Source organism: Acidovorax sp. FJL06 (assembly GCF_003852545.1).
Taxonomy (GTDB): Bacteria; Pseudomonadota; Gammaproteobacteria; order Burkholderiales; family Burkholderiaceae_C; genus Acidovorax.
This window is the reverse complement of the sequence record NZ_QAJR01000026.1, coordinates 22201-43553: the sequence shown is the minus strand read 5'-3', so window position 1 is coordinate 43553 and position 21353 is coordinate 22201. Positions and strand designations below refer to the sequence as shown.

22 protein-coding genes, 1 tRNA gene and 1 pseudogene are annotated in these 21353 nt (G+C 66.3%); 11 read left to right on the top strand and 13 right to left on the bottom strand.

The window, feature by feature from the left end:
• Positions 1-41: 41 nt before the first annotated feature.
• From DBV10_RS15255 to DBV10_RS15235, 5 genes are all read left to right on the top strand, one after another.
• Positions 42-1526 (top strand): YdiU family protein, encoded by a 1485-nt coding sequence (locus tag DBV10_RS15255; RefSeq protein ID WP_124514463.1) that lies wholly within the window; start codon positions 42-44, stop codon positions 1524-1526.
• Positions 1523-1936, top strand: coding sequence for a peptide-methionine (R)-S-oxide reductase MsrB (msrB, locus tag DBV10_RS15250; protein ID WP_124514462.1), 414 nt, complete (start codon positions 1523-1525; stop codon positions 1934-1936). The genes DBV10_RS15255 and msrB overlap by 4 nt, the downstream gene beginning before the upstream one ends.
• Positions 1937-1959: 23 nt before the next feature.
• Positions 1960-2499 (top strand): septation protein A, encoded by a 540-nt coding sequence (locus DBV10_RS15245; RefSeq protein ID WP_124514461.1) that lies wholly within the window; start codon positions 1960-1962, stop codon positions 2497-2499.
• 12 nt (positions 2500-2511) lie between these two features.
• A complete protein-coding gene (locus tag DBV10_RS15240; protein WP_124514460.1) occupies positions 2512-2772 on the top strand; it encodes a BolA family transcriptional regulator in 261 nt (86 codons plus the stop codon).
• Between the two features lie 66 nt (positions 2773-2838).
• A complete protein-coding gene (locus DBV10_RS15235; RefSeq protein WP_124514459.1) occupies positions 2839-3624 on the top strand; it encodes a peptidylprolyl isomerase in 786 nt (261 codons plus the stop codon).
• A gap of 165 nt (positions 3625-3789) precedes the next feature.
• On the opposite strand, the gene DBV10_RS15230 is transcribed toward DBV10_RS15235, so the two are convergent.
• The 4 genes and pseudogenes from DBV10_RS15230 to DBV10_RS15215 all read right to left on the bottom strand — a co-directional run bounded on the left by DBV10_RS15230 (position 3790) and on the right by DBV10_RS15215 (position 6732).
• On the bottom strand, positions 3790-4554 hold the full coding sequence (locus DBV10_RS15230; protein WP_124514487.1) for a DUF1624 domain-containing protein: 765 nt from the start codon (positions 4552-4554) through the stop codon (positions 3790-3792).
• Positions 4555-4760: 206 nt separating this feature from the next.
• Positions 4761-4837: transfer RNA gene (locus DBV10_RS15225), tRNA-Pro, on the bottom strand.
• 218 nt (positions 4838-5055) lie between these two features.
• Positions 5056-5304, bottom strand: coding sequence for a translation initiation factor IF-1 (gene infA / locus DBV10_RS15220; protein ID WP_063460522.1), 249 nt, complete (start codon positions 5302-5304; stop codon positions 5056-5058).
• A gap of 230 nt (positions 5305-5534) precedes the next feature.
• A pseudogene (locus DBV10_RS15215) lies at positions 5535-6732 on the bottom strand (HPP family protein).
• A gap of 486 nt (positions 6733-7218) precedes the next feature.
• On the opposite strand from DBV10_RS15215, the gene DBV10_RS15210 reads away from it, so the two are divergent.
• The 6 genes from DBV10_RS15210 to asd all read left to right on the top strand — a co-directional run bounded on the left by DBV10_RS15210 (position 7219) and on the right by asd (position 12852).
• Positions 7219-8406: an ABC transporter substrate-binding protein gene (locus DBV10_RS15210; RefSeq protein ID WP_124514458.1), complete on the top strand. Its 1188-nt coding sequence runs from the start codon at positions 7219-7221 to the stop codon at positions 8404-8406.
• 128 nt (positions 8407-8534) lie between these two features.
• The gene (locus tag DBV10_RS15205) at positions 8535-9398 is read left to right on the top strand and encodes a branched-chain amino acid ABC transporter permease (RefSeq protein WP_124514457.1); all 864 of its coding nucleotides are present in this window, start codon (positions 8535-8537) and stop codon (positions 9396-9398) included.
• A 58-nt stretch (positions 9399-9456) separates the two neighbouring features.
• A complete protein-coding gene (locus DBV10_RS15200; RefSeq protein ID WP_124514456.1) occupies positions 9457-10455 on the top strand; it encodes a branched-chain amino acid ABC transporter permease in 999 nt (332 codons plus the stop codon).
• The gene (locus DBV10_RS15195; RefSeq protein WP_124514455.1) at positions 10448-11221 is read left to right on the top strand and encodes an ABC transporter ATP-binding protein; all 774 of its coding nucleotides are present in this window, start codon (positions 10448-10450) and stop codon (positions 11219-11221) included. Before DBV10_RS15200 ends, DBV10_RS15195 begins: the two co-directional genes overlap by 8 nt.
• Entirely contained in the window at positions 11221-11937 is a 717-nt protein-coding gene (locus DBV10_RS15190; protein WP_124514454.1) for an ABC transporter ATP-binding protein, read from the top strand. Before DBV10_RS15195 ends, DBV10_RS15190 begins: the two co-directional genes overlap by 1 nt.
• A 63-nt stretch (positions 11938-12000) precedes the next feature.
• On the top strand, positions 12001-12852 hold the full coding sequence (asd, locus tag DBV10_RS15185; protein WP_124514453.1) for an archaetidylserine decarboxylase: 852 nt from the start codon (positions 12001-12003) through the stop codon (positions 12850-12852).
• Positions 12853-12903: 51 nt separating this feature from the next.
• Here asd and DBV10_RS15180 read toward each other — a convergent pair whose 3' ends face one another.
• From DBV10_RS15180 to DBV10_RS15140, 9 genes are all read right to left on the bottom strand, one after another.
• Positions 12904-13107, bottom strand: coding sequence for a hypothetical protein (locus DBV10_RS15180; RefSeq protein WP_124514452.1), 204 nt, complete (start codon positions 13105-13107; stop codon positions 12904-12906).
• 136 nt (positions 13108-13243) lie between these two features.
• On the bottom strand, positions 13244-14062 hold the full coding sequence (hutG, locus tag DBV10_RS15175) for an N-formylglutamate deformylase (protein ID WP_124514451.1): 819 nt from the start codon (positions 14060-14062) through the stop codon (positions 13244-13246).
• Positions 14063-14108: 46 nt separating this feature from the next.
• Positions 14109-15491 (bottom strand): formimidoylglutamate deiminase, encoded by a 1383-nt coding sequence (locus tag DBV10_RS15170; protein WP_124514486.1) that lies wholly within the window; start codon positions 15489-15491, stop codon positions 14109-14111.
• A 32-nt stretch (positions 15492-15523) separates the two neighbouring features.
• Entirely contained in the window at positions 15524-16921 is a 1398-nt protein-coding gene (locus DBV10_RS15165) for an FAD-binding oxidoreductase (protein WP_124514450.1), read from the bottom strand.
• Positions 16921-18201: an imidazolonepropionase gene (gene hutI, locus DBV10_RS15160; RefSeq protein ID WP_124514449.1), complete on the bottom strand. Its 1281-nt coding sequence runs from the start codon at positions 18199-18201 to the stop codon at positions 16921-16923. The genes DBV10_RS15165 and hutI overlap by 1 nt, the downstream gene beginning before the upstream one ends.
• Before the next feature lie 88 nt (positions 18202-18289).
• On the bottom strand, positions 18290-18904 hold the full coding sequence (locus DBV10_RS15155) for a HutD family protein (protein ID WP_124514448.1): 615 nt from the start codon (positions 18902-18904) through the stop codon (positions 18290-18292).
• Between the two features lie 21 nt (positions 18905-18925).
• Positions 18926-19816, bottom strand: a complete 891-nt coding sequence (locus DBV10_RS15150) for a phytanoyl-CoA dioxygenase family protein (protein ID WP_124514447.1) — start codon at positions 19814-19816, stop codon at positions 18926-18928.
• Positions 19817-19878: 62 nt separating this feature from the next.
• Positions 19879-20676, bottom strand: coding sequence for an amino acid ABC transporter ATP-binding protein (locus tag DBV10_RS15145; protein WP_305010055.1), 798 nt, complete (start codon positions 20674-20676; stop codon positions 19879-19881).
• Positions 20673-21341, bottom strand: a complete 669-nt coding sequence (locus DBV10_RS15140; protein WP_056645362.1) for an amino acid ABC transporter permease — start codon at positions 21339-21341, stop codon at positions 20673-20675. The genes DBV10_RS15145 and DBV10_RS15140 overlap by 4 nt, the downstream gene beginning before the upstream one ends.
• Positions 21342-21353 lie beyond the last annotated feature (12 nt).

Below are 21353 nucleotides of genomic sequence, written 5' to 3'. Positions count from 1 at the left end.
GCCATCGGCGGTGCGAGACAATCACCGCCATGAATGGAGCCATGAACCCGAGCGCCGACCACAGCGAGACCACCACCGACCTGGGCCTGGACTGGAACCACGGTTTTGCCGCCCTGGGGCCTGCCTTCTACACCGCACTGCGCCCCACCCCGCTGCCCGCCCCCCACTGGGTAGGCACCAGCCCCGATGTGGCGCGCCTGATCGGGCTCGACACCGCCTGGCTGGGCAGCAACGAAGCGCTGCAGGCCTTCACCGGCAACACGCTGCTGGCGGGCTCGCGCCCCTTGGCCAGCGTGTACAGCGGCCACCAGTTTGGCATCTGGGCCGGGCAGTTGGGCGACGGTAGGGCCATCCTGCTCGGCGAGACGGCCAGCGGCCACGAAATCCAGCTCAAGGGCGCGGGCCGCACGCCCTACTCCCGCATGGGGGACGGCCGCGCGGTGCTGCGCTCCAGCATCCGCGAGTTCCTGTGCAGCGAGGCCATGCACGGCCTGGGCATTCCCACATCGCGGGCGCTGTGCATCACCGGCTCGCCCGCCCCGGTGCGGCGCGAAGAAGTCGAGACCGCCGCCGTGGTCACACGCGTGGCGCCCAGCTTCGTGCGCTTCGGGCATTTCGAGCACTTTGCCGCCAACGGCCAGGAAACCCCGCTGCAAACGCTGGCCGACTACGTCATCGACCGCTATTACCCCGAATGCCGGGGCACCCCGGACTTCGGCGGCAATGCCTATGCCGCCCTGCTGCAGGCGGTGAGCGAGCGCACCGCGCGCCTCATGGCCCAGTGGCAGGCCGTGGGTTTTTGCCATGGGGTGATGAACACCGACAACATGAGCATCCTGGGCCTCACGATCGACTATGGCCCGTTCCAGTTCCTGGATGCCTTCGTGCCCGGCCATGTGTGCAACCACAGCGACACGCAGGGCCGCTATGCCTACAACCGCCAACCCAACGTGGCGTACTGGAATCTGTTCTGCCTGGCGCAGGCGCTGCTGCCGCTGATCGGCGACGAGGAACTGGCCAAGGCGGCCCTGGAATCCTACAAAGCCGTGTTTCCCGAAGCATTCATGGCCCGCATGCGCGCCAAGCTGGGCCTGGCCACCGTGCGCGAGCAGGATGCGGCATTGATAGACGGCATCTTGCTGCTCCTGGCCAAGAATGGCGTGGACTACACGATCTTCTGGCGCCGGCTCTCGCACGCCGTGGGCAGCAGCGACTTCGAACCGGTGCGCGACCTGTTCGCCGACCGTGATGCCTTCGACGCCTGGTTGCTATCCTATTCAGAGCTGCTTGCGCTGGATGACAGGGCGCTTGCGGCCGATTTGATGCTCAAAACCAACCCCAAGTTCGTGCTGCGCAACCACCTGGGCGAGCAGGCCATCCGGGCGGCGAAATTGGGCGACTTCAGCGAACTCCACACCTTGCAGCGGCTGCTGGAGCGCCCGTTCGACGAGCACCCGGGGCACGATGCCTACGCCGCCTTCCCGCCCGACTGGGCGTCTTCCATCGAGATCAGCTGTTCATCATGACCCATCCCATCCAGAAGACCGACGCCGAATGGCAAGCCGTGCTGCGTGAAAAAGGCGCCGAGCCTGTGGCCTTCCAGGTCACCCGCCACGCCGCCACCGAACGCCCGTTCACGGGCAAATACGAAGCCCACTGGGCCGATGGCAGCTACCACTGCGTCTGCTGCGCGGCCAAGCTGTTTGACTCGGACACCAAGTTCGACGCGGGCTGCGGCTGGCCCAGCTTCTCGCTGGCCGTGCCCGGCGCCATCACCGAAATCGTGGACCGCAGCCACGGCATGGTCCGCACCGAGACCGTGTGTGCACAATGCGGGGCCCATCTCGGCCATGTGTTCGAAGATGGACCGGCCCCCACGGGCCTGCGCTATTGCATGAACTCCGCGTCGCTCGACTTCGAATCCAACAAGGGCTGACCGCCGAGAATTTCCCCGACTCCATGAAAATCCTGATCGACTTCTTCCCCATCCTGCTGTTCTTCGGGGCCTACAAGTTCTATGGCATCTATGTGGGCACGGCCGTGCTCATGGCCGCCACCGTGGCGCAAATGGCGCTGATCTATGTCATCGACCGCCGCCTGCAGACCATGCACAAAGTCACGCTGGCGCTCATCCTGCTGTTTGGCACGCTCACGCTCGTGCTGCAGGACGACCGGTTCATCAAGTGGAAGCCCACGGTGCTGTATGGCGCCATGTCACTCGCGCTGGCCGTGGCCCTGTGGGCCATGAAGAAGAACTTCCTCAAGATGCTGCTGGGCAGCCAGCTGGACCTGCCCGAACGGGTGTGGCTGCGGCTCAACGTGGCGTGGATCGTCTATTGCGCCTTCATGTCCGCCATCAACGCCTATGTGGTGCTCAACTTCAGCACCGAGGCCTGGGTGGACTTCAAGCTCTGGGGCTATGCCTTTCCGCTGATCTTCCTGATCGGCCAGGGCATCTACATCGCGCCGCACCTCAAGGGCGACGAACCCACTGCCTGAGAAAGCCGCCCCATGACAACCCTTGCCCAAGAAATGCACCAGGCCCTGGCGGCAAAGCTCGCCCCCACCCAACTGGAAGTGCTGGACGAAAGCGCCGCCCATGCAGGCCATGCCGGCGCCAACGGCACAGGCTTTGGCACCCATTTCCGGGTGCGGATTGCGTCACCTTTCTTTACAGGACGGCCCCGCGTGGCGCAACACCGCCTTGTGTATGATGCGCTGCAAGAATTTATTGACCAAGGCGTTCACGCCCTCGCCATTGAAGTTCTCTGAGCCGGCCCCAAGTCATCAGTCGCCGGATTTCAGCTGGCACACAACCTCTCATTTTTTGGATTTCGCATGAAGAAACAGCTCCTGTCCGGCCTCGTCGCCGCTGCCGTGCTGGGCACGTTGGCCCTGCCCGCTTCCGCCCAGAACGTTGCCGTCGTCAATGGCAAGGCCGTGCCGAAGGAACGCGTCGAAGCGCTCAAGCAACAGGTGGAACGCTCGGGCCGCCCCGTGACGCCCGACATCGAAGGCCAGATCAAGGAAGAAGTCATTGCCCGTGAAATCTTCATGCAGGAAGCGCAAAAGCGCGGCCTGGAAGCCTCGGCAGACTACAAGACCCAGCTGGACCTGGCCCGCCAGACCATTCTGATCCGCGAACTGTTCGCCGACTTCCAGAAGAAGAACCCCGTGACCGACGCCGAAATCCAGGCCGAGTACGACAAGTTCGTGGCGGCCAACGGCGGCAAGGAATACAAGGCCAGCCACATCCTGGTGGAAAAGGAATCCGACGCCAAGGCCATCATCGCGTCCATCAAGAAGGGCGCCAAGTTCGAAGACATCGCCAAGAAGCAATCCAAGGACCCAGGCTCCGGCGCCAAGGGTGGCGACCTGGACTGGGCCAACCCCGCCAGCTACGTGAGCGAATTCACGGAAGCCCTCATCAAGCTCGAAAAGGGCAAGATGACCGACACCCCCGTGAAGAGCCAATTTGGCTGGCACGTGATCCGCCTGGACGGCGTGCGCCAGGCCGAACTGCCCAAGCTGGAAGAAGTCAAGCCCCAGGTCGCCCAACAGCTGCAACAGCAAAAGCTGGCGAAGTTCCAGGAAGACCTGCGCGCCAAGGCCAAGGTCGAGTAATCGATCCGGCGGCATCCCGCACGGGATGCGCCTTCATGCATAAAAAAACGCGGCCCTGGCCGCGTTTTTTTATGGCCACTCGGGGTGTGATCTGCGCCCGGTGCGTCACCCAGGCCCAGCACCTGCGCATGCCATCCTCTCCTTTTGCGGCAAGCAGATTACAAACTACAAACGCCCCACCCACCAGGCCACCGCCATCAGCCCCCCGATCATCACGGGCTGGTGAAGCATGTAGTAGCTCAGACTCCAGCGCCCCAGGGCCGCCAGGGGCCGACAAACGCCCGGCAGCGGCCATCGCAGCAACGCAGACCGGCGGACCAGCATCCACTGGCCCAGGGCCAGCCCCCACCACATCACGCCCAGCCAGGGCAAAACAGGCACGTAGTCTTCGGTGAAGGGCTTGTGCGACACCAGCCCCAGCCAGTTGAGGGCGCGGCCATTGAGCCATGGCGCCAACTCAGCCCCACTGCCCACCAACAAATACTGTGCCAGGGGCGGCAAAGCCACGGCCACCAGCCCCGCCAGCCACAGCCACCGCCCCCAGCCGGCGGTGCACCGGGCAATGAGCAGCATCACCGCCATGCCATGCAAAACACCGAAATAGATGAAGCTCTGCGGAAACATGGCGAAAGAGCCTGCCGTCACCAGCAGCGCGCAACCCGCGATCTGCATCCAGCGGCGCCCGAAACGCAGCCACCCTTGCGCCTGGTGCAGCGCAATGGCCTGGCCCAGCCCCGCACAGAAAAGAAAGAGGCTCACGATGAACGTGCGCTGCGTGGTCCAGAACGGGTCCACGCGGAAGTTCTGCGGCCAGAAACCAAAATGGCTCAGGTCAAAACAGAAGTGGAAGACGGTCATCCACACCATGGCCAGCCCCCGCAGCGCATCCACGGCGTCATAGCGCAGGCCGCTGGTGGCCAAGGCGCCCATCCGTGGTCTCGAAGCAGAAGACAGAAGGGCAGACAGAGAACGTTTCATGGCGTGGCCAGTCAGGCGGCGATTGGACAGAAGCGCCCCGGGCTTCGGTGCCATCCGGGACGCCCCGATGGTAAGGACGTTTGCCCCTGTCACTTGCCCAGCACCGCAACAGGCAAGAAAAAAGGCCTTGCAGCATGTGCTGCAAGGCCTTCAAACATTGGTCGGAGCGGCGGGATTCGAACTCGCGACCCTCTGCTCCCAAAGCAGATGCGCTACCAGGCTGCGCTACGCTCCGACAGCTCGTATTCTAACCCGCCAATTTTCTGTTTTTTGGTTCGATGCCTGCTTTTTGCATTTTTTTTGAAAAACAGCAGACACCCCAAGCAAACCGAAAATCCACAGCCTCTGGCAAGGCCGTGCGAGGACGAGAGAACAACAAGAAACGGATCAGCCCTTCAGGCTGAAAAAGACCAATGAAACCAATGAAACCAATGAAACCAACCAGGCGATGGCTTAGCGGCTGCTCGGGCCAGGGCCACGGCCAGCCAGGTGGCGGAAGGTGATGCGGCCCTTGGTCAGGTCGTAAGGCGACATTTCCAGGGACACCTTGTCACCCGCCAGGATGCGGATGTGGTGCTTGCGCATCTTGCCACCCGTGTAGGCGATCAGTTGGTGACCGTTGTCCAGCGTGACGCGAAAGCGCGAGTCGGGCAAGACTTCGGTGACGGAGCCTTGCATTTCAATGAGTTCTTCTTTGGCCATGTTCGTTATCTCTTCAAAACTAATATTCTGTGATCAGCGCCTGAACGCTTGGTGCATCCACCACGGTAGCCACGACGTGGTCGGTGCTCGACACACGGTGCATTGCGGGCGGTGGGAGTCGCTGCACCCGGGGCGCAGATCAGGCAGACGGCCGGGGGAGACGGCTTCAATGGACAGGCAAAAGCGCTGTGCAAAGCCTGTCGATTGTACCGCGATGCGCCCTGTTGTGCCTATCGGCCCGTTTGGGCAGTGGCGGGTGGACCGTCACGCCCCTGCACGGCCAGGGCCAGCGTCCGCACCAGATCCGTCTGTGTGATCACACCCATCAGGCGATCGTCCACGTCCACGATGGGAATGTGGTGGTGCCCCCCTTGGGAAAACAGCGGGACCAGATCCATGGCGTGTTGTTCCACGCGCGCCACCTGCACGGGGTGAGACATGATCTCGCCCACGTTCTGCGGCTGGCCGCCGCGCCCCATGACCAGGGTGCGCAGGCGCTGCCCCAGGCCTTCATGTACATCCAGGTTGGCCAGGCGCATGAAGTCCGCCACCGTCACGATGCCCACCACCAGGCGCTGCGCATCCACCACGGGCAGCGCCTTAATCTGCTCGGCACGCATCAAGGACCAGGCATCCTTCAACGAAACACCCGCCTCCACCGCCAACGGCGGCCGGGACATGATGTCCGAGCAGCGCACCTCCCCCAGCGTCCGCTGGAACGCTGCGCGCCCTGCCAGGTGCAGCAACCCTTCCAGATCCGCGCGGCTCACATCCAGCACCTGGTTGTAGTGCGCCAGCGCAGCATCCACGTCCGATGCCGTGAAAGCCCCCTGGGCCACGTCGGTGCGGGCCGCCGCACGCTGCGGGTGCGGGTAGCGGCGCCCGGTCAGCCCGTTGTAGACCACCGCAGCCACCAGCAGCACCAGCACGTTGAACAGAATGGGAAACGCCGCCAGGTGCCAGCCATCGCCTGCGGTCAGCACCACATACAGCGCCATGGCGCCGCCCGGCGGGTGCAGGCAGCGCAGCGGCACCATGAGCGCAATGGCCAAGCCCACGGCCACCGCCCCCGCCAGCACCGGATCGGGAACCAGGGCCGCGCAAAGCCCCCCCCACCAGGGCCGACAAGGTGCTGCCACCCAGCACAGGCCAGGGCTGGGCCAGCGGGCTTGATGGCATGCCGAACACCAGCACCGCGCTGGCCCCCAGCGAAGCCACCATCCAGGGGCCGGAACTGCCGCCCCCCGCCCACCAGCGGCTCAGCCAGGCCGTCAGCAACACGCCAACCACCGCGCCCACGATAAAACGCAGCCGTTCGCGGCCGTCAATGCCCAGTGGTGCAGGCCAGAAGTGGCGCAACCACCGCACGAGACGCATGCGCACCGGCGGCGGCGAAGAAGACGGGGGTGGAGGAACGGAAAAAGACATGGAAAAGAAAGAAGCAAGCGCGGCCGTGCACCCATTCGGCAGCAAAACAGGCAGGCCCAGAGAGCCCGCGCGCCGCAATCCGCCAGTGTCGCCGAGCTTGCCGTTGGGCGGGGCCCAGGGCCCACATGCCCCCACAACACCCTGCCGCAGCCATGCCCACCGCCGCATCCACCACCCAGGGCACAAAAAGGGCGGCTTATGCTCGAAACTACTGATACCGGCAGCCCCCACAGGCCTGCGCAGCCCTGAAATCATGATCTATACTGCACAAAATATCAAAAAATGCAGTTTAGTTCATGTTTGTTTTTGCAGTCCCAGTGTCCAAACACCCCGATGATCGGGCTGCAACGCGCCAAGCTGCCGACCCCTGGAGCGCTTGACCTGGCAAGGCAACACCCGCCCCTGCCGGTACGGGTAACCCATAGGTATTCACCACGGAATGCTTGAAGTAAATTACTTTAGGCCTAAACAAAGGAGACCCATCCCATGACCACCCGCCGCCTCGTCATCAGCCGCAGCGCCGCCCTTGTGGGCGCAGCATCCACGGGGCTGTTGCTGCCCTCCATCGTGCGCGCCCAAAGCGGCAAGGTGCGCGTGGGTTTCATGCTGCCTTATACCGGCACCTTTGCCCAGTTGGGCGTGGCCATCGAGAACGGCGTGCGCCTGGCCATCGACCAGCAAGGCGGCAAGCTCGGCGGGCGCGAGATCGAGTGGTTCAAGGTGGACGATGAGTCCGAGCCCAGCAAAGGCGTGGAAAACGCCAGCAAGCTGGTGCAGCGCGACAAGGTGGATGTGCTGATCGGCACCGTGCATTCCGGGGTGCAGATGGGTATCCAGAAGGTGGCGCGCGACACCGGCGTGCTCAACCTCATCCCCAATGCAGGCGTGCATGCCGCCACTCGCGCGCTGTGTGCACCCAATGTGTTCCGCACCTCGTTCAGCAACTCGCAACCCACGCTGGCGCTGGGCAAGGCCATGGTCGAAAAAGGCCACAAGAAGGCCGTCTGGATCACCTGGAAGTACGCGGCCGGCGACGAGGCCTTTGAAGGCTTCAAGGAAAGCTACACCAAGGCTGGCGGCACCATCATCAAGGAACTGGGCCTGCCCTTCCCCAATGTGGAGTTCCAGGCACTGCTGACCGAAATCGCAGCCCTCAAGCCCGATGCCGTGGCCTGCTTCTTTGCCGGTGGCGGCGCGGCCAAGTTCATCAAGGACTACGCCGCCGCAGGCCTCAAGGGCAAGATCCCGCTGTATGGCTCGGGCTTCCTGACCGAAGGCGTGCTCGACGCCGCCGGCCCTGCAGCCGACGGCATCATCACCACCATGCACTACAGCGACTCGCTGGACACGCCGCGCAACAAGCAGTTCCGCCTGGAGTACGCCAAGGCCTTCCGCAGCCAGCCCGACGTGTACGCCGTGCAGGGCTACGACACTGGCCTGCTGCTGGTGCAGGGCGCCAACGCCGTCAAGGGTGACCTGTCCGCCAAGCCCGCCGTCATCAAGGCCATGGAAAGCGCCACCATCGACAGCCCGCGCGGCAAGTGGACCATGAGCCGGGCCCACAACCCCGTACAGGACATCTACCTGCGCCAGGTGGACAACAAGGAAAACAAGGTGATCGGCGTGGCCGCCAAGGCCCTGGCCGACAGCGGCACCGGCTGCAGGATGGGCTGAGCCCGCACGGCGCGCGCCTCCTGAACCGCCCCCGCATGGATGTCATGCGGGCCCCATGCTGCCGGCCTTGCGCCGCGCAGCCTGGCCTGTTGCATTCGCACTCCCCCCTCACCGCACCCTCGCCCTCCATGGACTTCGCCACTTTCCTGATCCAGCTGCTCAACAGCGTGCAGTACGGCCTGCTGCTGTTCATGCTGGCGGCCGGCCTCACGCTGATCTTCGGGATCATGGGCGTGGTGAACCTGGCACATGGCAGCTTCTACATGCTGGGGGCTTACCTGGGCTACTCGCTGTCAGGGCACTTCGGCAGCCTCACCCTCGCCATTCTGGGTGGCGCTGTGCTCTCCGTGCTGTTTGGTCTGGCGCTGGAGTGGCTGCTGTTTCGCCACTTCTACCACCGCGACCACCTCGACCAGGTGCTGCTGACCTTCGGCCTGATCTACATCTTTGAAGAACTGCGCTCCATCCTCTGGGGCGACGATGTGCATGGCGTGCCCATCCCCCCCATGCTGGACTGGTCCATTCCGCTGACCGACACCCTCTCCTACCCCGTGTACCGGCTGTTCATCTCGGGCGTGTGCATCGCGCTAGCGCTGGGCCTGTACCTGCTGATCTCCAAGACCCGCCTGGGCATGAAGATCCGCGCGGGCGCGTTCAACCGCGACATGGCCGAGTCGCTGGGGGTGAACATCAAGCTCATCCATGCCATTGTGTTTGCACTGGGCGTGGGCCTGGCAGCGGTGGCGGGCATGGTGGCCGCGCCCGTGTCCAGCGTCTATCCCAACATGGGCGCATCCGTGCTCATCATGTGTTTTGTGGTGGTGGTGATCGGCGGCATCGGCTCGGTGCGTGGGGCACTCATTGCGGCCCTGCTGGTGGGGCTGGTGGACACTTTTGGCAAGGTGCTGCTGCCCTCCATGGCGGGCATGCTGGTCTACATGCTGATGGCGGCCGTGCTGCTGTGGAAACCCGAAGGTCTTTTCAAACAATGATGGTCCCCATGCTTGTCACTTCGCGCATGTCCTACGCCTCCCAGCCCGGCAGCCCCTCATGAGCACCCCTCGCGCCAACATCGAAGTGCTGCCGCGCAGTGTGCAGTTTGCCCTCGCGCTAGGGCTGGCAGCGCTGCTGCTGTTCCCCGTGGTGGGCAGCGACTTCTACGTGCAGATGGTCACGCGCATGATGATCATGGCCATCTTCGCGATGAGCCTGGATCTGCTGCAGGGCGTGACCGGCCTGGTGTCGCTGGGCCACGCCGCCTACTTTGGCGTGGCGGGCTACGCGCTGGCCTTCCTCACGCCGGCCGACATGCCCGTCAGCCTGTGGTGGTCGCTGCCGCTGGCGGTGGCCGGCGCGGGGCTGGTGGCGCTGGTCATCGGCTTCTTCGTGGTGCGCACCCACGGCATCTACTTCATCATGGTCACGATGGCGTTTGCGCAGATGGTGTTCTACCTGTTCTTCGACAACAAGGTGCTGGGCGGCTCGGACGGCCTGTACATCAACTTCCGGCCCGATGCCTCCCTCTTCGGCTGGCTGCCGTTCGACCTGGAAGGCCGCAAGACTTTCTATTACTTCACCCTCGCCCTGGTGGTCATCGTCTATGCGCTGCTGCGCCGCCTGCTCTGGAGCCCGTTGGGCCGGGCACTCGCGGGCATCCGCATCAACGAGCACCGCATGCGCGCCATGGGTTTTGGCACGCAGGGCTACAAGCTCACCGCATTCACCGTGGCGGGTGCGCTGGCAGGCCTGGCGGGCTACCTGTGGGGCGCGCAGACGGGCTATGTGAACCCGGAGCTGATGGGGTTTCACATGAGCGCTCACGCCATCATGATGGTCATCCTGGGCGGCATGGGCAATTTCGCAGGGGCCATCGTGGGCGCCTTTGTATTCGAGGTTCTGCTGCATGTGTTCAAGGACATCACCAAGCACTGGCAGTTGCTGATGGGCGGCTTCATCGTGCTGGTGGTGGTGGCCGCGCCACGCGGGCTGCTGGGCATGCTGGGGCAACGCAAGGGCGCCATGGCCCAGGAGGACGCACACCATGGCTGACGCCCTGCTCTCTGCCCGCCAGCTCATCAAGCGCTTTGGCGGCCTGGCCGCCGTGGGCGGCGTGTCCGTGGACCTCTGGCGCGGCCAGATCCACGCCGTGATCGGCCCCAACGGCGCGGGCAAGTCCACGCTGACCAACCTGCTCTCGGGCGACCTGCCCCCCACCTCGGGCCAGGTGCTGCTGGGCGGCACCGATGTGACCGGCTGGGCGCCCGAACGCATCTCGCGCCAGGGCCTGGGCCGCAGCTACCAGAAGACCAACATCTTCCTGCCGCTCACCGTGCATGAAAACGTGCGCCTGGCCGCCCAGTCGCGCGATGCGCAGCAGCCCTGGAACCCGCTGCGCTGGTGGCAGGACACACGCGCCAGCACTATCAAAAACAGAGCTACTACCGCACGCCTGGAAAGCGCTATCGAGCTTTCTGGCCTCAAAGACCGGCGCACGGCGATTGCCGGGGCCATGAGCCATGGCGAGCAGCGCCAGCTGGAGATCGCCATGACCCTGGCCACGGAGCCCCAGGTGCTACTGCTCGACGAGCCCCTGGCCGGCATGGGTGTGGCCGAGGCCGAGCGCATGGTCGATTTGCTGCAGCGCCTCAAGCCCGCGCACGCCATCATGCTGGTGGAGCACGACATGGACGCCGTGTTTGCGCTGGCCGACCGCCTCACGGTGATGGTCAACGGCGAGGTGATTGCACACGGCACACCGGCCGAGGTGCGCGCCGACGCGGGCGTACAAGCCGCCTATTTGGGAGAAGACCACTGATGAGCAGCGCTCCATGGATCGATGCCCGGGGCATCCACACCTTCTACGGCAGCAGCCACATCCTGCACGGCATTGACTTCAGCGTGGGACAGGGCGAGACCATCGGCCTCATGGGCCGCAATGGCATGGGCAAGAGCACCCTTCTCAAGTCGCTGATGGGGCTGGTCAAGCCGCGCGCGGGCAGCGTCACGGTGGCGGGCCGCGAGATGACGGGCAAGCCGCCCTACGAGGTGGCGCGTCTGGGTATTGCCTATGTGCCTGAAGGCCGTGGCATCTTCGGCAACCTGAGCGTGGTCGAGAATTTGCAGATGGCCGCCCGCGCCGGCACGCGCGGCCAGCGCGACTGGACCTACGAGCGCGTGCTGGAGACCTTCCCGCGCCTGAAGGAGCGCCTGGGCCATGGCGGCCAGCAGCTCAGCGGCGGCGAGCAGCAGATGCTGACCATCGGCCGTGCGCTCATGACCAACCCCGACGTGCTCATCCTCGACGAAGCCACCGAGGGCCTGGCGCCGCTGATCGCGCGCGAAATCTGGCGCATCTGCAGCCTCATCAAGGACAGCGGGATCAGCAGCGTGATCGTGGACAAGAACTGGAAACATGTCACGCAGATCACCGACCGCAACATCATCCTGGTCAAGGGCCAGGTGGTGTTCGAGGGCAGCTCGGATGCACTGCACGCGCAGCCCGAACTGCTGGACCAGTACCTCGGGGTCTGAGCCGTGCGGGGGAGGCCCCCGCGCCGATAGAATCATCCGCTTTCGTCTTCGAGGGTTTCGCCCGTGTCTGATCGCCTGGCAGTTCTGCCGCAATACCTCCTGCCCAAGCAGGCACTGACCACCCTCGCGGGCAAGTTCGCATCGGCCCGGCTGGGGGGCCTGACCACCTCGGTGATCCGCTGGTTTGTGGGCCGCTACAACGTGAACATGGGCGAGGCGGCCAACCCCGACATCGCCAGCTACGCCAGCTTCAACGACTTCTTCACGCGCGCGCTCAAACCCGGCGCGCGCCCACTGGCCGATGCCGACCTGGTCTGCCCCGTGGACGGCGCCATCAGCCAGTTCGGCCCCATTGCCAAGGACCAGGTCTTCCAGGCCAAGGGCCACTCATATTCCACCACCGCCCTCGTGGGCGGCGACGCGGCGCTGGGTGCGCGCTTCGAGAACGGCCATTTCGCCACGCTGTACCTGAGCCCGCGCGACTACCACCGCATCCACATGCCCTGCGCAGGCGAGCTGACGCGCATGATCCATGTGCCCGGCGACCTGTTCTCGGTCAACCCCACCACCGCGCGCGGCGTGCCCGGCCTGTTCGCGCGCAACGAGCGCGTGGTCTGCGTGTTCGAGTCGGCCCAGGGCCCGTTTGTGCTGGTGCTGGTGGGCGCCACCATCGTGGGCAGCATGGCCACCGTGTGGCATGGCCAGGTGAACCCACCCCGCCCCGGCACACTGCGCCAGTGGGACTACGCCCCCGGTCAGGTGCGCCTGCAAAAGGGCGAAGAGATGGGCCGCTTTCTGCTCGGCTCCACCGTGGTGATGCTGTTCCCTGAGGGGCCGCTGCAGTTCAACCCCCAGTGGGCGCCCGCACGGCCCATTCAGCTGGGCGAAGCGATGGCCCAGCGGGCGGCGGGCTGACCGGGGCCTTGTTGCTGCTACCGGGCTGCTGCGCGGCAATGCAGCACGGCCTTACCCAGGCACCCGACTGAGCTGAAACGCACTGGGCTCCAGCCGAAGCGTGTCGGGGTGCACAGGGGCATCACGCCCCACCAGGTGCACCATCAGGCCACCGCGCCGCACCACCACATGGCTCACCGTCTCGCGGCTGCTCCCCAGGTGGACGACCGCGCCAGGCTTGAACAAAGGCATGTAGTAATAAGCCGCAGTTTCCATAAGGATGCGGCTCCTTCCGCACAGGTGGCCAGGTGGCGCACCGCGCGGCCTGCACAAACAAGGTGAGGCCGCTCGAACCATCCTAGCACCGATCCCCGACCCTACCGTGCTGTCGGAAGGTAAAGCCAGGGACGGGTCAGCCCCGGGCGTGCGCCCGCGCAAACGCCAGCGCCGCCGCCAGCATGCGCTGCAGGTGGGGCTGCACGCCCGCCGCCACCTCGGGCAGGTAGTCAAAGGGCAAAACCTCCTGCATGTAGCTGCACTGCGTCATCTCCAGCTGCACCGCGTGGATGTTCTGCGCGGGCTGGCCGTAGTGGCGCGTGATGTGCCCGCCCTTGAAGCGACCATTGAGCACGCCGGTGTAGCCGGGTGCGGACTGGGCGATGGCCAGCAGCTCCTGCGCCAGCGCCAGGTCGCAGCTCGCGCCATCGGCCGTGCCCAGGTTCAGGTCGGGCAGCTTGCCCTCAAAAAAACGCGGCAGGACGGAGCGGATGGAATGCGCATCCCACAGCACCGCCACGCCGTGCTGCGCGCGGATGCGGTCCAGCTCGGCACGCAGCTGCGCGTGGTACGGCGCCCAGACGGCATCGCGGCGCGCGGCCACCTCGGCGTCCCCCGGCACATCGCCTTGTGCGTAGATGGGCGTGTCGTCGAAGGTGTCCACGGGGCACAGGCCCGTGACGCTCTGGCCGGGGTACAGGCTCGCGCCATCGGGCGGGCGGTTCAGGTCCACCACATAGCGCGAATGCGTGGCCACCAGGATGGACGCCCCCATGTCTTTTGCAAACGCGTAGAGGCGCTCCATGTGCCAGTCCGTGTCGGGCACGTGGCGGGCTTCGTCGGTGAAGCGCGCGGCCAGCGCAGGCGGCACATAGGTGCCCGCGTGGGGCATGGAGATGAGCAAGGGCGCGGTGCCCTGGTGGAAGGTGAACGGTGGGGGAGCGGTATCGGTCATGGCAAAGAAGAAAGTACAGGCAGAACGGATTGAGTCAGTCAGTCAGTCAGTCAGCGGCAATGGTGGCCGAGCGCGCAGCCAGGAAAGCCTGCGCACCCGTGTCGTGCAAAGCATGGCGACCCTCCGACACACGCTGCACACCGGCCACCCACAGGCTGTCGATGGCCGAGGTGCGGTGGCTGCCAAACACATGGGACGAGAGCATGCTGTGTGCGGGCAGGCCCGCAAGTGCCACATGCTGCGCATCCAGCGCCACCAGGTCCGCCTGCTGGCCCACGGCCAAGCCGCCGATTGCACGGCCGGATGCTTGCGCCCCGCCCTGCACCGCCTGCAGGGTCATGGCCGTGGCCACCTCGGCCTGGCCGGGGCTGGCCAGCACATTGCGCTGGCGCAGCGACAGGCGCTGGCCGTATTCGAGCATCAGCAGCTCCTCGGCCGCGTTCACGCAGGCATGGCTGTCCGAGCCCACACCCCAGCGGCCGCCGTGCTGCAGCCACAGCGGCATGTCGAAGATGCCGTCACCCAGGTTCGCCTCCGTGGTGGGGCAGATGCCGGCCACGGCGCCCGTGCGCGCGGCATCCAGGTACTCCTGTGGCGTCATGTGCGTGGCATGCACCAGGCACCAGCGTTCATCCACCGGCGCGTGCTCCAGCAGCCATTGCACGGGGCGCTGGCCGCTCCAGGCGATGCAGTCCTCCACCTCCTGCGTCTGCTCGGCGATGTGGATGTGGATGGGGGCCTGGGGGTTCAGCGCGGTCAGGCCCTGCACGGCGGCGGCCAGGCTATCGGGCGGCACGGCGCGCAACGAATGCGGGGCCAGGCCCAGAACACCACCCTGCGCCCGCGTGGCGGGCGCCAAGCGCTCCAATAAGGAGAGCATGTTGTCCGTGCTGCGAATAAAGCGGGCCTGGTCCGCACGCGGCGGCTTGGCGCCAAACCCGCTGGTCTGGTAGAGCACCGGCAGCAGCGTGATGCCCATGCCCGCGTTGTGCGCCGCGCGCAGCAGCGCCAACGACAGCGTGGCGTCGTCGGCATAGGGCCGGCCGTCCTGGTCGTGGTGCACGTAGTGGAACTCGCACACGCTGGTGTAGCCCGCCTCCAGCATCTCGATATAAAGCCAGGTGGCAATGGCCTCCAGCGATTCGGGCGTGATGCGCGCGGCAAAGCGGTACATCAGGTTGCGCCAGCTCCAGAAGCTGTCCTGGCTTTCGCCCCGGTATTCCGTGAGGCCCACAAACGCGCGCTGGAACGCGTGCGAATGCAGGTTGGGCATGCCGGGGACCACCGGGCCGCGTGCCTGCGGGGCATCGCCCGGCGCAGCATCCGGCGCCACAGACAGCAGGCGGCCCGTGGCATCCCACTGCAGCAGCACATTGCGCGCCCAGCCGGTGGGCAACAGCGCATCGGCCGCGAACAGGCGGCCGGCGATAGGGGTGGAGGAATCGGTCACGTTGGATAGGCTCACAGGTCGAACACCTTGCCGGGGTTCATCAGGTTCAAAGGGTCGAGCGCCCGCTTGATGGCGCGCATGGCCGCCAGTTCGGCCGGCGTGCGGCTGGCGCTGAGATAAGGTTTCTTGTGCAGGCCGATGCCATGCTCGGCGGACACGCTGCCGCCAAAGGCCGCCACCTGCGCGTAGACCAGCGCTTCCACGGCGGCCTCCTCGCCATCCACCGTGGCCGCGTCGGTGGACAGGTGCAGGTTGCCATCGCCCACATGGCCGAAGAACAGGCTGTGGTGCCCGGGCCAGCGCGCCGCCAGCGCTTCGCGGCAGGCATCGGCAAAGCGGCCGATGTCGGCCAGCGGCAGGCTCACGTCGAAGTTGATGGGCGGGTGCATGTGGGCGGGCAGCTCGGCCGTGGCCTCGCGGATCTTCCACAGCGCGCGGGCCTGCGCCTGCGACTGCGCGATGGCGGCATCGATGGCCTCGCCCGCCGCCATGGCGTCGCCCAGCACGGCCTCGAGCGCATCGCGCAGCATGGCCTCGTCCTGGCCGCCCACGTCCACCAGCGCCACGAAGGGATGGGCGGCATCGAACGGCTCGCGCAGGTTCTGCCACGCCAGCGACGCTGCCACAAAGTCGCGCCACATCAGCTCAAAGGCCGACAGTGCGCCCGGGAATCGTGCCTGCAGCCGCGCGAGCAGGCCCTGGGCCGCATCAAAGTCCGGCAGCGCCACCAGTGCCGTGGCGCGGGCTGCGGGCAGGGGCCGCAGGCGCAGCACCGCGCGCGTGACCACGCCCAGCGTGCCCTCGGCGCCAATGAAACACTGCTTGAGGTCGTAGCCCGTGTTGTTCTTGAGCATGGGGCGCAGCATGGGCAGCACCGAGCCGTCGGCCAGCACCACCTCCAGCCCCAGCACCTGCTCGCGCATCATGCCGTGCTGCAGCACGCCGTTGCCGCCGGCATTGGTGGCAATGGCGCCACCCACCTGGGCCGAGCCGCGCGCGCCAAAGTCCACGCCAAACTGCAAGCCGGCCGCCAGCGCCGCGTCCTGCACCGCCTGCACGGTGGCGCCTGCCTGCACGGTGAGCGTGGCGGCGCGCGCATCGAGCACCTCCACGGCGTTCATGCGGTCCAGCGACAGGGCCACGCAGCCCGCGCTGGGCACGGCCGCCCCCGCCAGCCCCGTGAGGCCGCCCTGCGGCACCACGGGCACGCGGTGGGCATGGCACAGGCTCAGCAGGGCCGAGACGGCTTCGGTACTGCGCGGGCGCACCAGGGCCGCAGGCGCCACGGGGGCGGTGCCACTCCAGTCGGTGTGGTGGCGCGCGGGCACGGCATCGCCCACCTGCACGCAGTCGGCGCCCAGGGCATCCACCAGCGCCGCCAGGAATTCGGGGGTGGCAGGTGCCGCCATCAGCGCACTCCTTCCGCGACCACCCGCCCCTGCCGCACGATGGTGCACGCGGGGTGGTGGCCAAACCAGTAGGCCAGCTCGGCCGCCTCGCGCAGCGGCCAGAGCACAAAGTTGGCAGGCCGCCCCGATGCGATCAGGCCATGCGTGCCTTGCAGGCCCAGCGCGCGCGCGGCGTGCGTGGTGATGCCCGCAAGCGCCTCGGGCACCGTCAGGCGGAACAGCGTGCAGGCCATGTTGGCCATGAGCAGCAGGCTGAGCGCGGGCGAGGTGCCGGGGTTGTGGTCGGTGGAGACGGCCATGGGCACGCCGGCTTCGCGCAGCTGCGCAATGGGCGGCAGGTGCGTGTCGCGCAGCGTGTAGTAGGCGCCGGGCAGCAGCACGGCCACGGTGCCTGCGGCCTTCATGGCGGCAATGCCGTCGGCCGACAGGTGCTCGATGTGGTCGCACGAGAGCGCGCCATAGCGCGCGGCCAGCGCCGAGCCGCCCATGTCCGAGAGCTGCTCGGCATGCAGCTTGACGGGGATGCCGAGCTTTTGCGCGGCCTGGAACACCTGTTCCGTCTCGGCCAGCGTGAAGGCGATGCGTTCGCAGAACACATCGACCGCATCCACCAGGCCTTCGGCGGCCAGCGCGGGCAGCATCTCATTGCAGACTAGATCGACATAGGCTTGGCTGCGGCCTGCGTACTCGGGCGGCAGCGCGTGCGCGCCCAGGAAGGTGGTGCGCACCGCCACGCCAAACGCCTCGCCCAGGCGGCGGGCCACGCGCAGCTGCTTGCGTTCGTTCTCCAAGGCCAGGCCGTATCCGGACTTGATCTCGATGGCGCATACGCCTTCTGCCAGCAGGGCCTGCAGGCGCGGCGCGGCCTGGTCAAAGAGTTCGTCTTCGGTGGCTGCGCGTGTGGCCTTCACCGACGAGACGATGCCCCCGCCCGCCTTGGCCACTTCTTCATAGGTGGCACCGGCCAGGCGCATCGCGAATTCGTTGGCGCGCTGGCCGCCGTAGACCAGGTGGGTGTGGCAGTCCACCAGCCCAGGCGTGGCCAGTGCCCCCCGCGCATCATGGCGCGGCAATGCCTGGTAGGCGGCAGGCAACTGCGCCTCGGGCCCCACCCAGACCATCTGGCCCTGCTGCACCACCACGCAAGCGGGCTGGCCCTCGGGCACGGGCACGTCGGCCACCCACAGGCCGGGCGCGGGCTTGAGATGAACCCACACGCCGTCGGCGCTCTCGCTGGCGGCAAATCCGTTGGGGTTGCCGTTGTTGTCCTTGTGCTGCATCTGCCTGCCCCCCGTGGGCTCCGTGTTGAATGCTATACAAACAATAGCTGCTAGCGCCTATCCATCAAGCGGTAGCGGCCATTTTTATTCAAACTGCTGGTGCCGCGCCACGCTGCAACGCGATCCAGACCAGTGCGGGCGCATCGGCGGCTGCCCCTGCGTGCACCGGCTCCAGTTGGCCCTGCGGCGCGCCGCCCTCGTCCGCCCACCAAAAACCCTGTCCCGCCGTCAGCGCACGCGGCTCGGCGCCCTGCTCCACCCACTGCCAATCTCCCTGCAGTACCAAACACAGGCCCGCAGGCGCGCCGCCAGGCGATTGCGCACCGCTCACCACCTGCAGCGGCCCGTGCCACAGGCCCCGGCGTTGCATGAGGTTGAAGTCCTTGGACGTGCCGCCCAGTAGGGCGCCATCCACCGCGTCGTCGCCCGAGAAAGCAAACGGTTGCCAGCGCTGGTCCAGCCGGTGCTCCCAACCAGCGCTGCGCAGGTGCAGGCCGTCGCCGCCCAGCAGCATGATCTGCCGGTCGATGGCCGGGAAGACCGAGAACGGCCCTGGTCGGTCCACCGTGGCCAGGCTCACGCGCCACTCAAAGCTGTTCATGTCAGCACCGGGCGGCCAGCAAGCCAGCTCCTGCGTGCTGCCGCCGCCGTTTTTCCAGGGCATGCTGGGGGTGGTGGCCAGGTCAAAAAAGTGCGTTGCCATCGTTGTTGTCGTGTTCATCAATCAGGATGTTGCGGTGGTCGGCTCTGCATCGGTGACCAGCAGCGGGAACAGCGGATGGTCCATCTCCACGCCAGCGGGCAACTCGTCGGCCAGGCCCGGAAACTCGGGCGAGGTCTTCCACGGCCGGGGCGCATGGCGCGTATCGTCGCCGAGGAACCGCACCGAAAACACGCGGCGGCGGTGGGTGCCCTCTACCCCACCCGCCGCATGCAGCGTGAGCATGTGAAAACACACCACGTCACCGGGCTCGATCTCCCAGCCTACGATGGGGAAGGCATCGCGGTCGGCCTCGACGTCGGGCAGGTCCTGCAGGCTGCCTTCGGGGAACCACTTCGCCTGGTTGTCCATGAAGGTGCGCGGCATGAGCCAGGGGCCCTTGTGCGAACCGGCCACAAATTCGAGCGTGGCCGCACGCGACACCGGATCGACCGGAATCCACATGCTGATGCTCTGTTGGCCGTCGATGTTGTAGTACGGCTGGTCCTGATGCCAGGGCGTGCGCTGGCGCGTGCCCGGCTCCTTCACCAGCACATGGTCGTGGTACAGCCGCACGGTGCGCGACTGCATGAGGCGCTGCGCGGCCAGCGCCAGCGGGGTTTCGTGCACAAAGCGGCCGAACTGCGGAATGTCCTGCCAGTTGCAAAAGTCCTCGAAGAACCGGCCTGGGTCGTCAGGCCGGCTGGCCACCTTGGCACGCGGGCTGGGCGCGGCCAGGTTGGCGTCGATGCCCTCGCGCAGCAGCGCCACCTCTTCGGGCGTGAGCAGCTGCTTGATACACAGCGCGCCGTCGCGGTCGAAGCGGGCAATGTCGTCTGCGGTCAGGCGCTGCTGCAGGCGCTGTTGAAAGCGCTCCTGCAGGCGCGGGTCCAGGGCGGGTGATGGCGGGGGCATGCGGGCTTGTCTCCTGTTGTGTTGTTTGTTCACCGTTGTCGTGCGCCACGCCACACCCGGCCTCAGGCGCGGGTGAGCACCGCCTGCAGAAAGGAGCGCGTGCGCTCCTGCGTGGGGTTGGTGAAGATGGTGGCGGGTGCACCGGCCTCAATGATGCCGCCGCCGTCCATCACCACGACCACATCGCCCACCTCGCGCGCAAAGTCCATCTCGTGCGTGACCACCATCATGGTCATGCCTTCGCTGGCCAGCAGCTTCATGACCTGCAGCACCTCGCCCACCAGCTCCGGGTCCAGCGCCGACGTGGGCTCGTCGAACAGCATCACGCGCGGCTCCATGGCCAGTGCGCGGGCAATGGCCACACGCTGCTTTTGCCCGCCCGACAGGCTGGCGGGCATGGCCGACGCCTTGTGCGCCAGGCCCACCTTGGCCAGCAGGGCCTGGGCGCGCTCCTCGGCCTCCTTGCGCGAGAGGCCGCGCAGCTTGCGCGGGCCCAAAGTGACGTTGTCGAGCACCGACAGGTGCGGGAACAGGTTGAACGACTGGAACACCATGCCCACTTCTTCGCGCAAGGTGTTGAGGTCATGGTCGGGCAGCATGCGGCCGTCCTGCACCAGTGTGCGTCCGCAAATTTCCACGGTGCCGCCTTCGGGCTGCTCCAGGCCGTTGCAGCAGCGCAGAAAGGTGCTCTTGCCCGAGCCGCTGGGCCCGATCACCACCACCACCTGCGACGGCAGCACATCAAAGTCGATGCCGTTCAGCACCACATGGCTGCCAAAGGACTTGCGCAGTCCGCGAATACGAACGATGGGCTCGGCCGCCTGGCCCGTTCCGTTCATCACAGCGTCTTTCTTCTTCATTGCACCATCCCTCCGGCGCGCAGGCGCAGTTCCATGCGGCGCAGCACCAGCGTCGTGACACCCGTGAGGATGAAATACACCACCGCAATCGCCAGGTACACCTCCAGCGAACGGTACGACACGCTGATGATCTTCTGCCCTTCATGCATCAAATCGTGGATGGTGAGCAGCGACACCAGCGCCGAGTTCTTGATGAGCGCGATGAACTCATTGCCCAGCGGCGGAATCATGCGCACCACGGCCTGTGGCAACACCACGGTGCGCATGGCCAGGCCCGAGGACATGCCGATGGAGCGTGCAGCCTCCATCTGCCCCTTGTCGATGGACTGGATGGCGCCGCGCACCACCTCGGACACATAGGCGCCCGAGTAGATGCCCAGGCCAATCACGCCGCACACAAAAGCGGGCAGCAGGATGCCGAACTGCGGCAGGCCAAAGAACAGGATGAACAGCTGCACCAGCAGCGGCGTGCCACGGATCGCGGCCACGTAGGCGGTGCACAGGGCGTAGACCACGCGGCGCTTGGGGTTCAGGCGGCCAATGCCCACCAGGAGGCCCATGACGCAGCCCAGCAGCAGCGAGGCAGCCGTGATTTCCACAGTGACCAGCGCGCCCGCCAGCAACTGGGGCAACCCGGCCCAGACAGGAGAAAAATCGAGTTCCATGGCTCAGTTCGG

Bases quoted from the DNA above. Each gene is read 5' to 3' on its own strand.
- DBV10_RS15255 (WP_124514463.1), top strand. From the start codon at position 42: ATGAACCCGAGCGCCGACCACAGCGAGACCACCACCGACCTGGGCCTG.
- msrB (WP_124514462.1), top strand. From the start codon at position 1,523: ATGACCCATCCCATCCAGAAGACCGACGCCGAATGGCAAGCCGTGCTG.
- DBV10_RS15245 (WP_124514461.1), top strand. From the start codon at position 1,960: ATGAAAATCCTGATCGACTTCTTCCCCATCCTGCTGTTCTTCGGGGCC.
- DBV10_RS15240 (WP_124514460.1), top strand. From the start codon at position 2,512: ATGACAACCCTTGCCCAAGAAATGCACCAGGCCCTGGCGGCAAAGCTC.
- DBV10_RS15235 (WP_124514459.1), top strand. From the start codon at position 2,839: ATGAAGAAACAGCTCCTGTCCGGCCTCGTCGCCGCTGCCGTGCTGGGC.
- DBV10_RS15230 (WP_124514487.1), bottom strand. From the start codon at position 4,554: ATGGGCGCCTTGGCCACCAGCGGCCTGCGCTATGACGCCGTGGATGCG.
- infA (WP_063460522.1), bottom strand. From the start codon at position 5,304: ATGGCCAAAGAAGAACTCATTGAAATGCAAGGCTCCGTCACCGAAGTC.
- DBV10_RS15210 (WP_124514458.1), top strand. From the start codon at position 7,219: ATGACCACCCGCCGCCTCGTCATCAGCCGCAGCGCCGCCCTTGTGGGC.
- DBV10_RS15205 (WP_124514457.1), top strand. From the start codon at position 8,535: ATGGACTTCGCCACTTTCCTGATCCAGCTGCTCAACAGCGTGCAGTAC.
- DBV10_RS15200 (WP_124514456.1), top strand. From the start codon at position 9,457: ATGAGCACCCCTCGCGCCAACATCGAAGTGCTGCCGCGCAGTGTGCAG.
- DBV10_RS15195 (WP_124514455.1), top strand. From the start codon at position 10,448: ATGGCTGACGCCCTGCTCTCTGCCCGCCAGCTCATCAAGCGCTTTGGC.
- DBV10_RS15190 (WP_124514454.1), top strand. From the start codon at position 11,221: ATGAGCAGCGCTCCATGGATCGATGCCCGGGGCATCCACACCTTCTAC.
- DBV10_RS15180 (WP_124514452.1), bottom strand. From the start codon at position 13,107: ATGGAAACTGCGGCTTATTACTACATGCCTTTGTTCAAGCCTGGCGCG.
- hutG (WP_124514451.1), bottom strand. From the start codon at position 14,062: ATGACCGATACCGCTCCCCCACCGTTCACCTTCCACCAGGGCACCGCG.
- DBV10_RS15165 (WP_124514450.1), bottom strand. From the start codon at position 16,921: ATGGCGGCACCTGCCACCCCCGAATTCCTGGCGGCGCTGGTGGATGCC.
- hutI (WP_124514449.1), bottom strand. From the start codon at position 18,201: ATGCAGCACAAGGACAACAACGGCAACCCCAACGGATTTGCCGCCAGC.
- DBV10_RS15155 (WP_124514448.1), bottom strand. From the start codon at position 18,904: ATGGCAACGCACTTTTTTGACCTGGCCACCACCCCCAGCATGCCCTGG.
- DBV10_RS15150 (WP_124514447.1), bottom strand. From the start codon at position 19,816: ATGCCCCCGCCATCACCCGCCCTGGACCCGCGCCTGCAGGAGCGCTTT.
- DBV10_RS15145 (WP_305010055.1), bottom strand. From the start codon at position 20,676: ATGAAGAAGAAAGACGCTGTGATGAACGGAACGGGCCAGGCGGCCGAG.
- DBV10_RS15140 (WP_056645362.1), bottom strand. From the start codon at position 21,341: ATGGAACTCGATTTTTCTCCTGTCTGGGCCGGGTTGCCCCAGTTGCTG.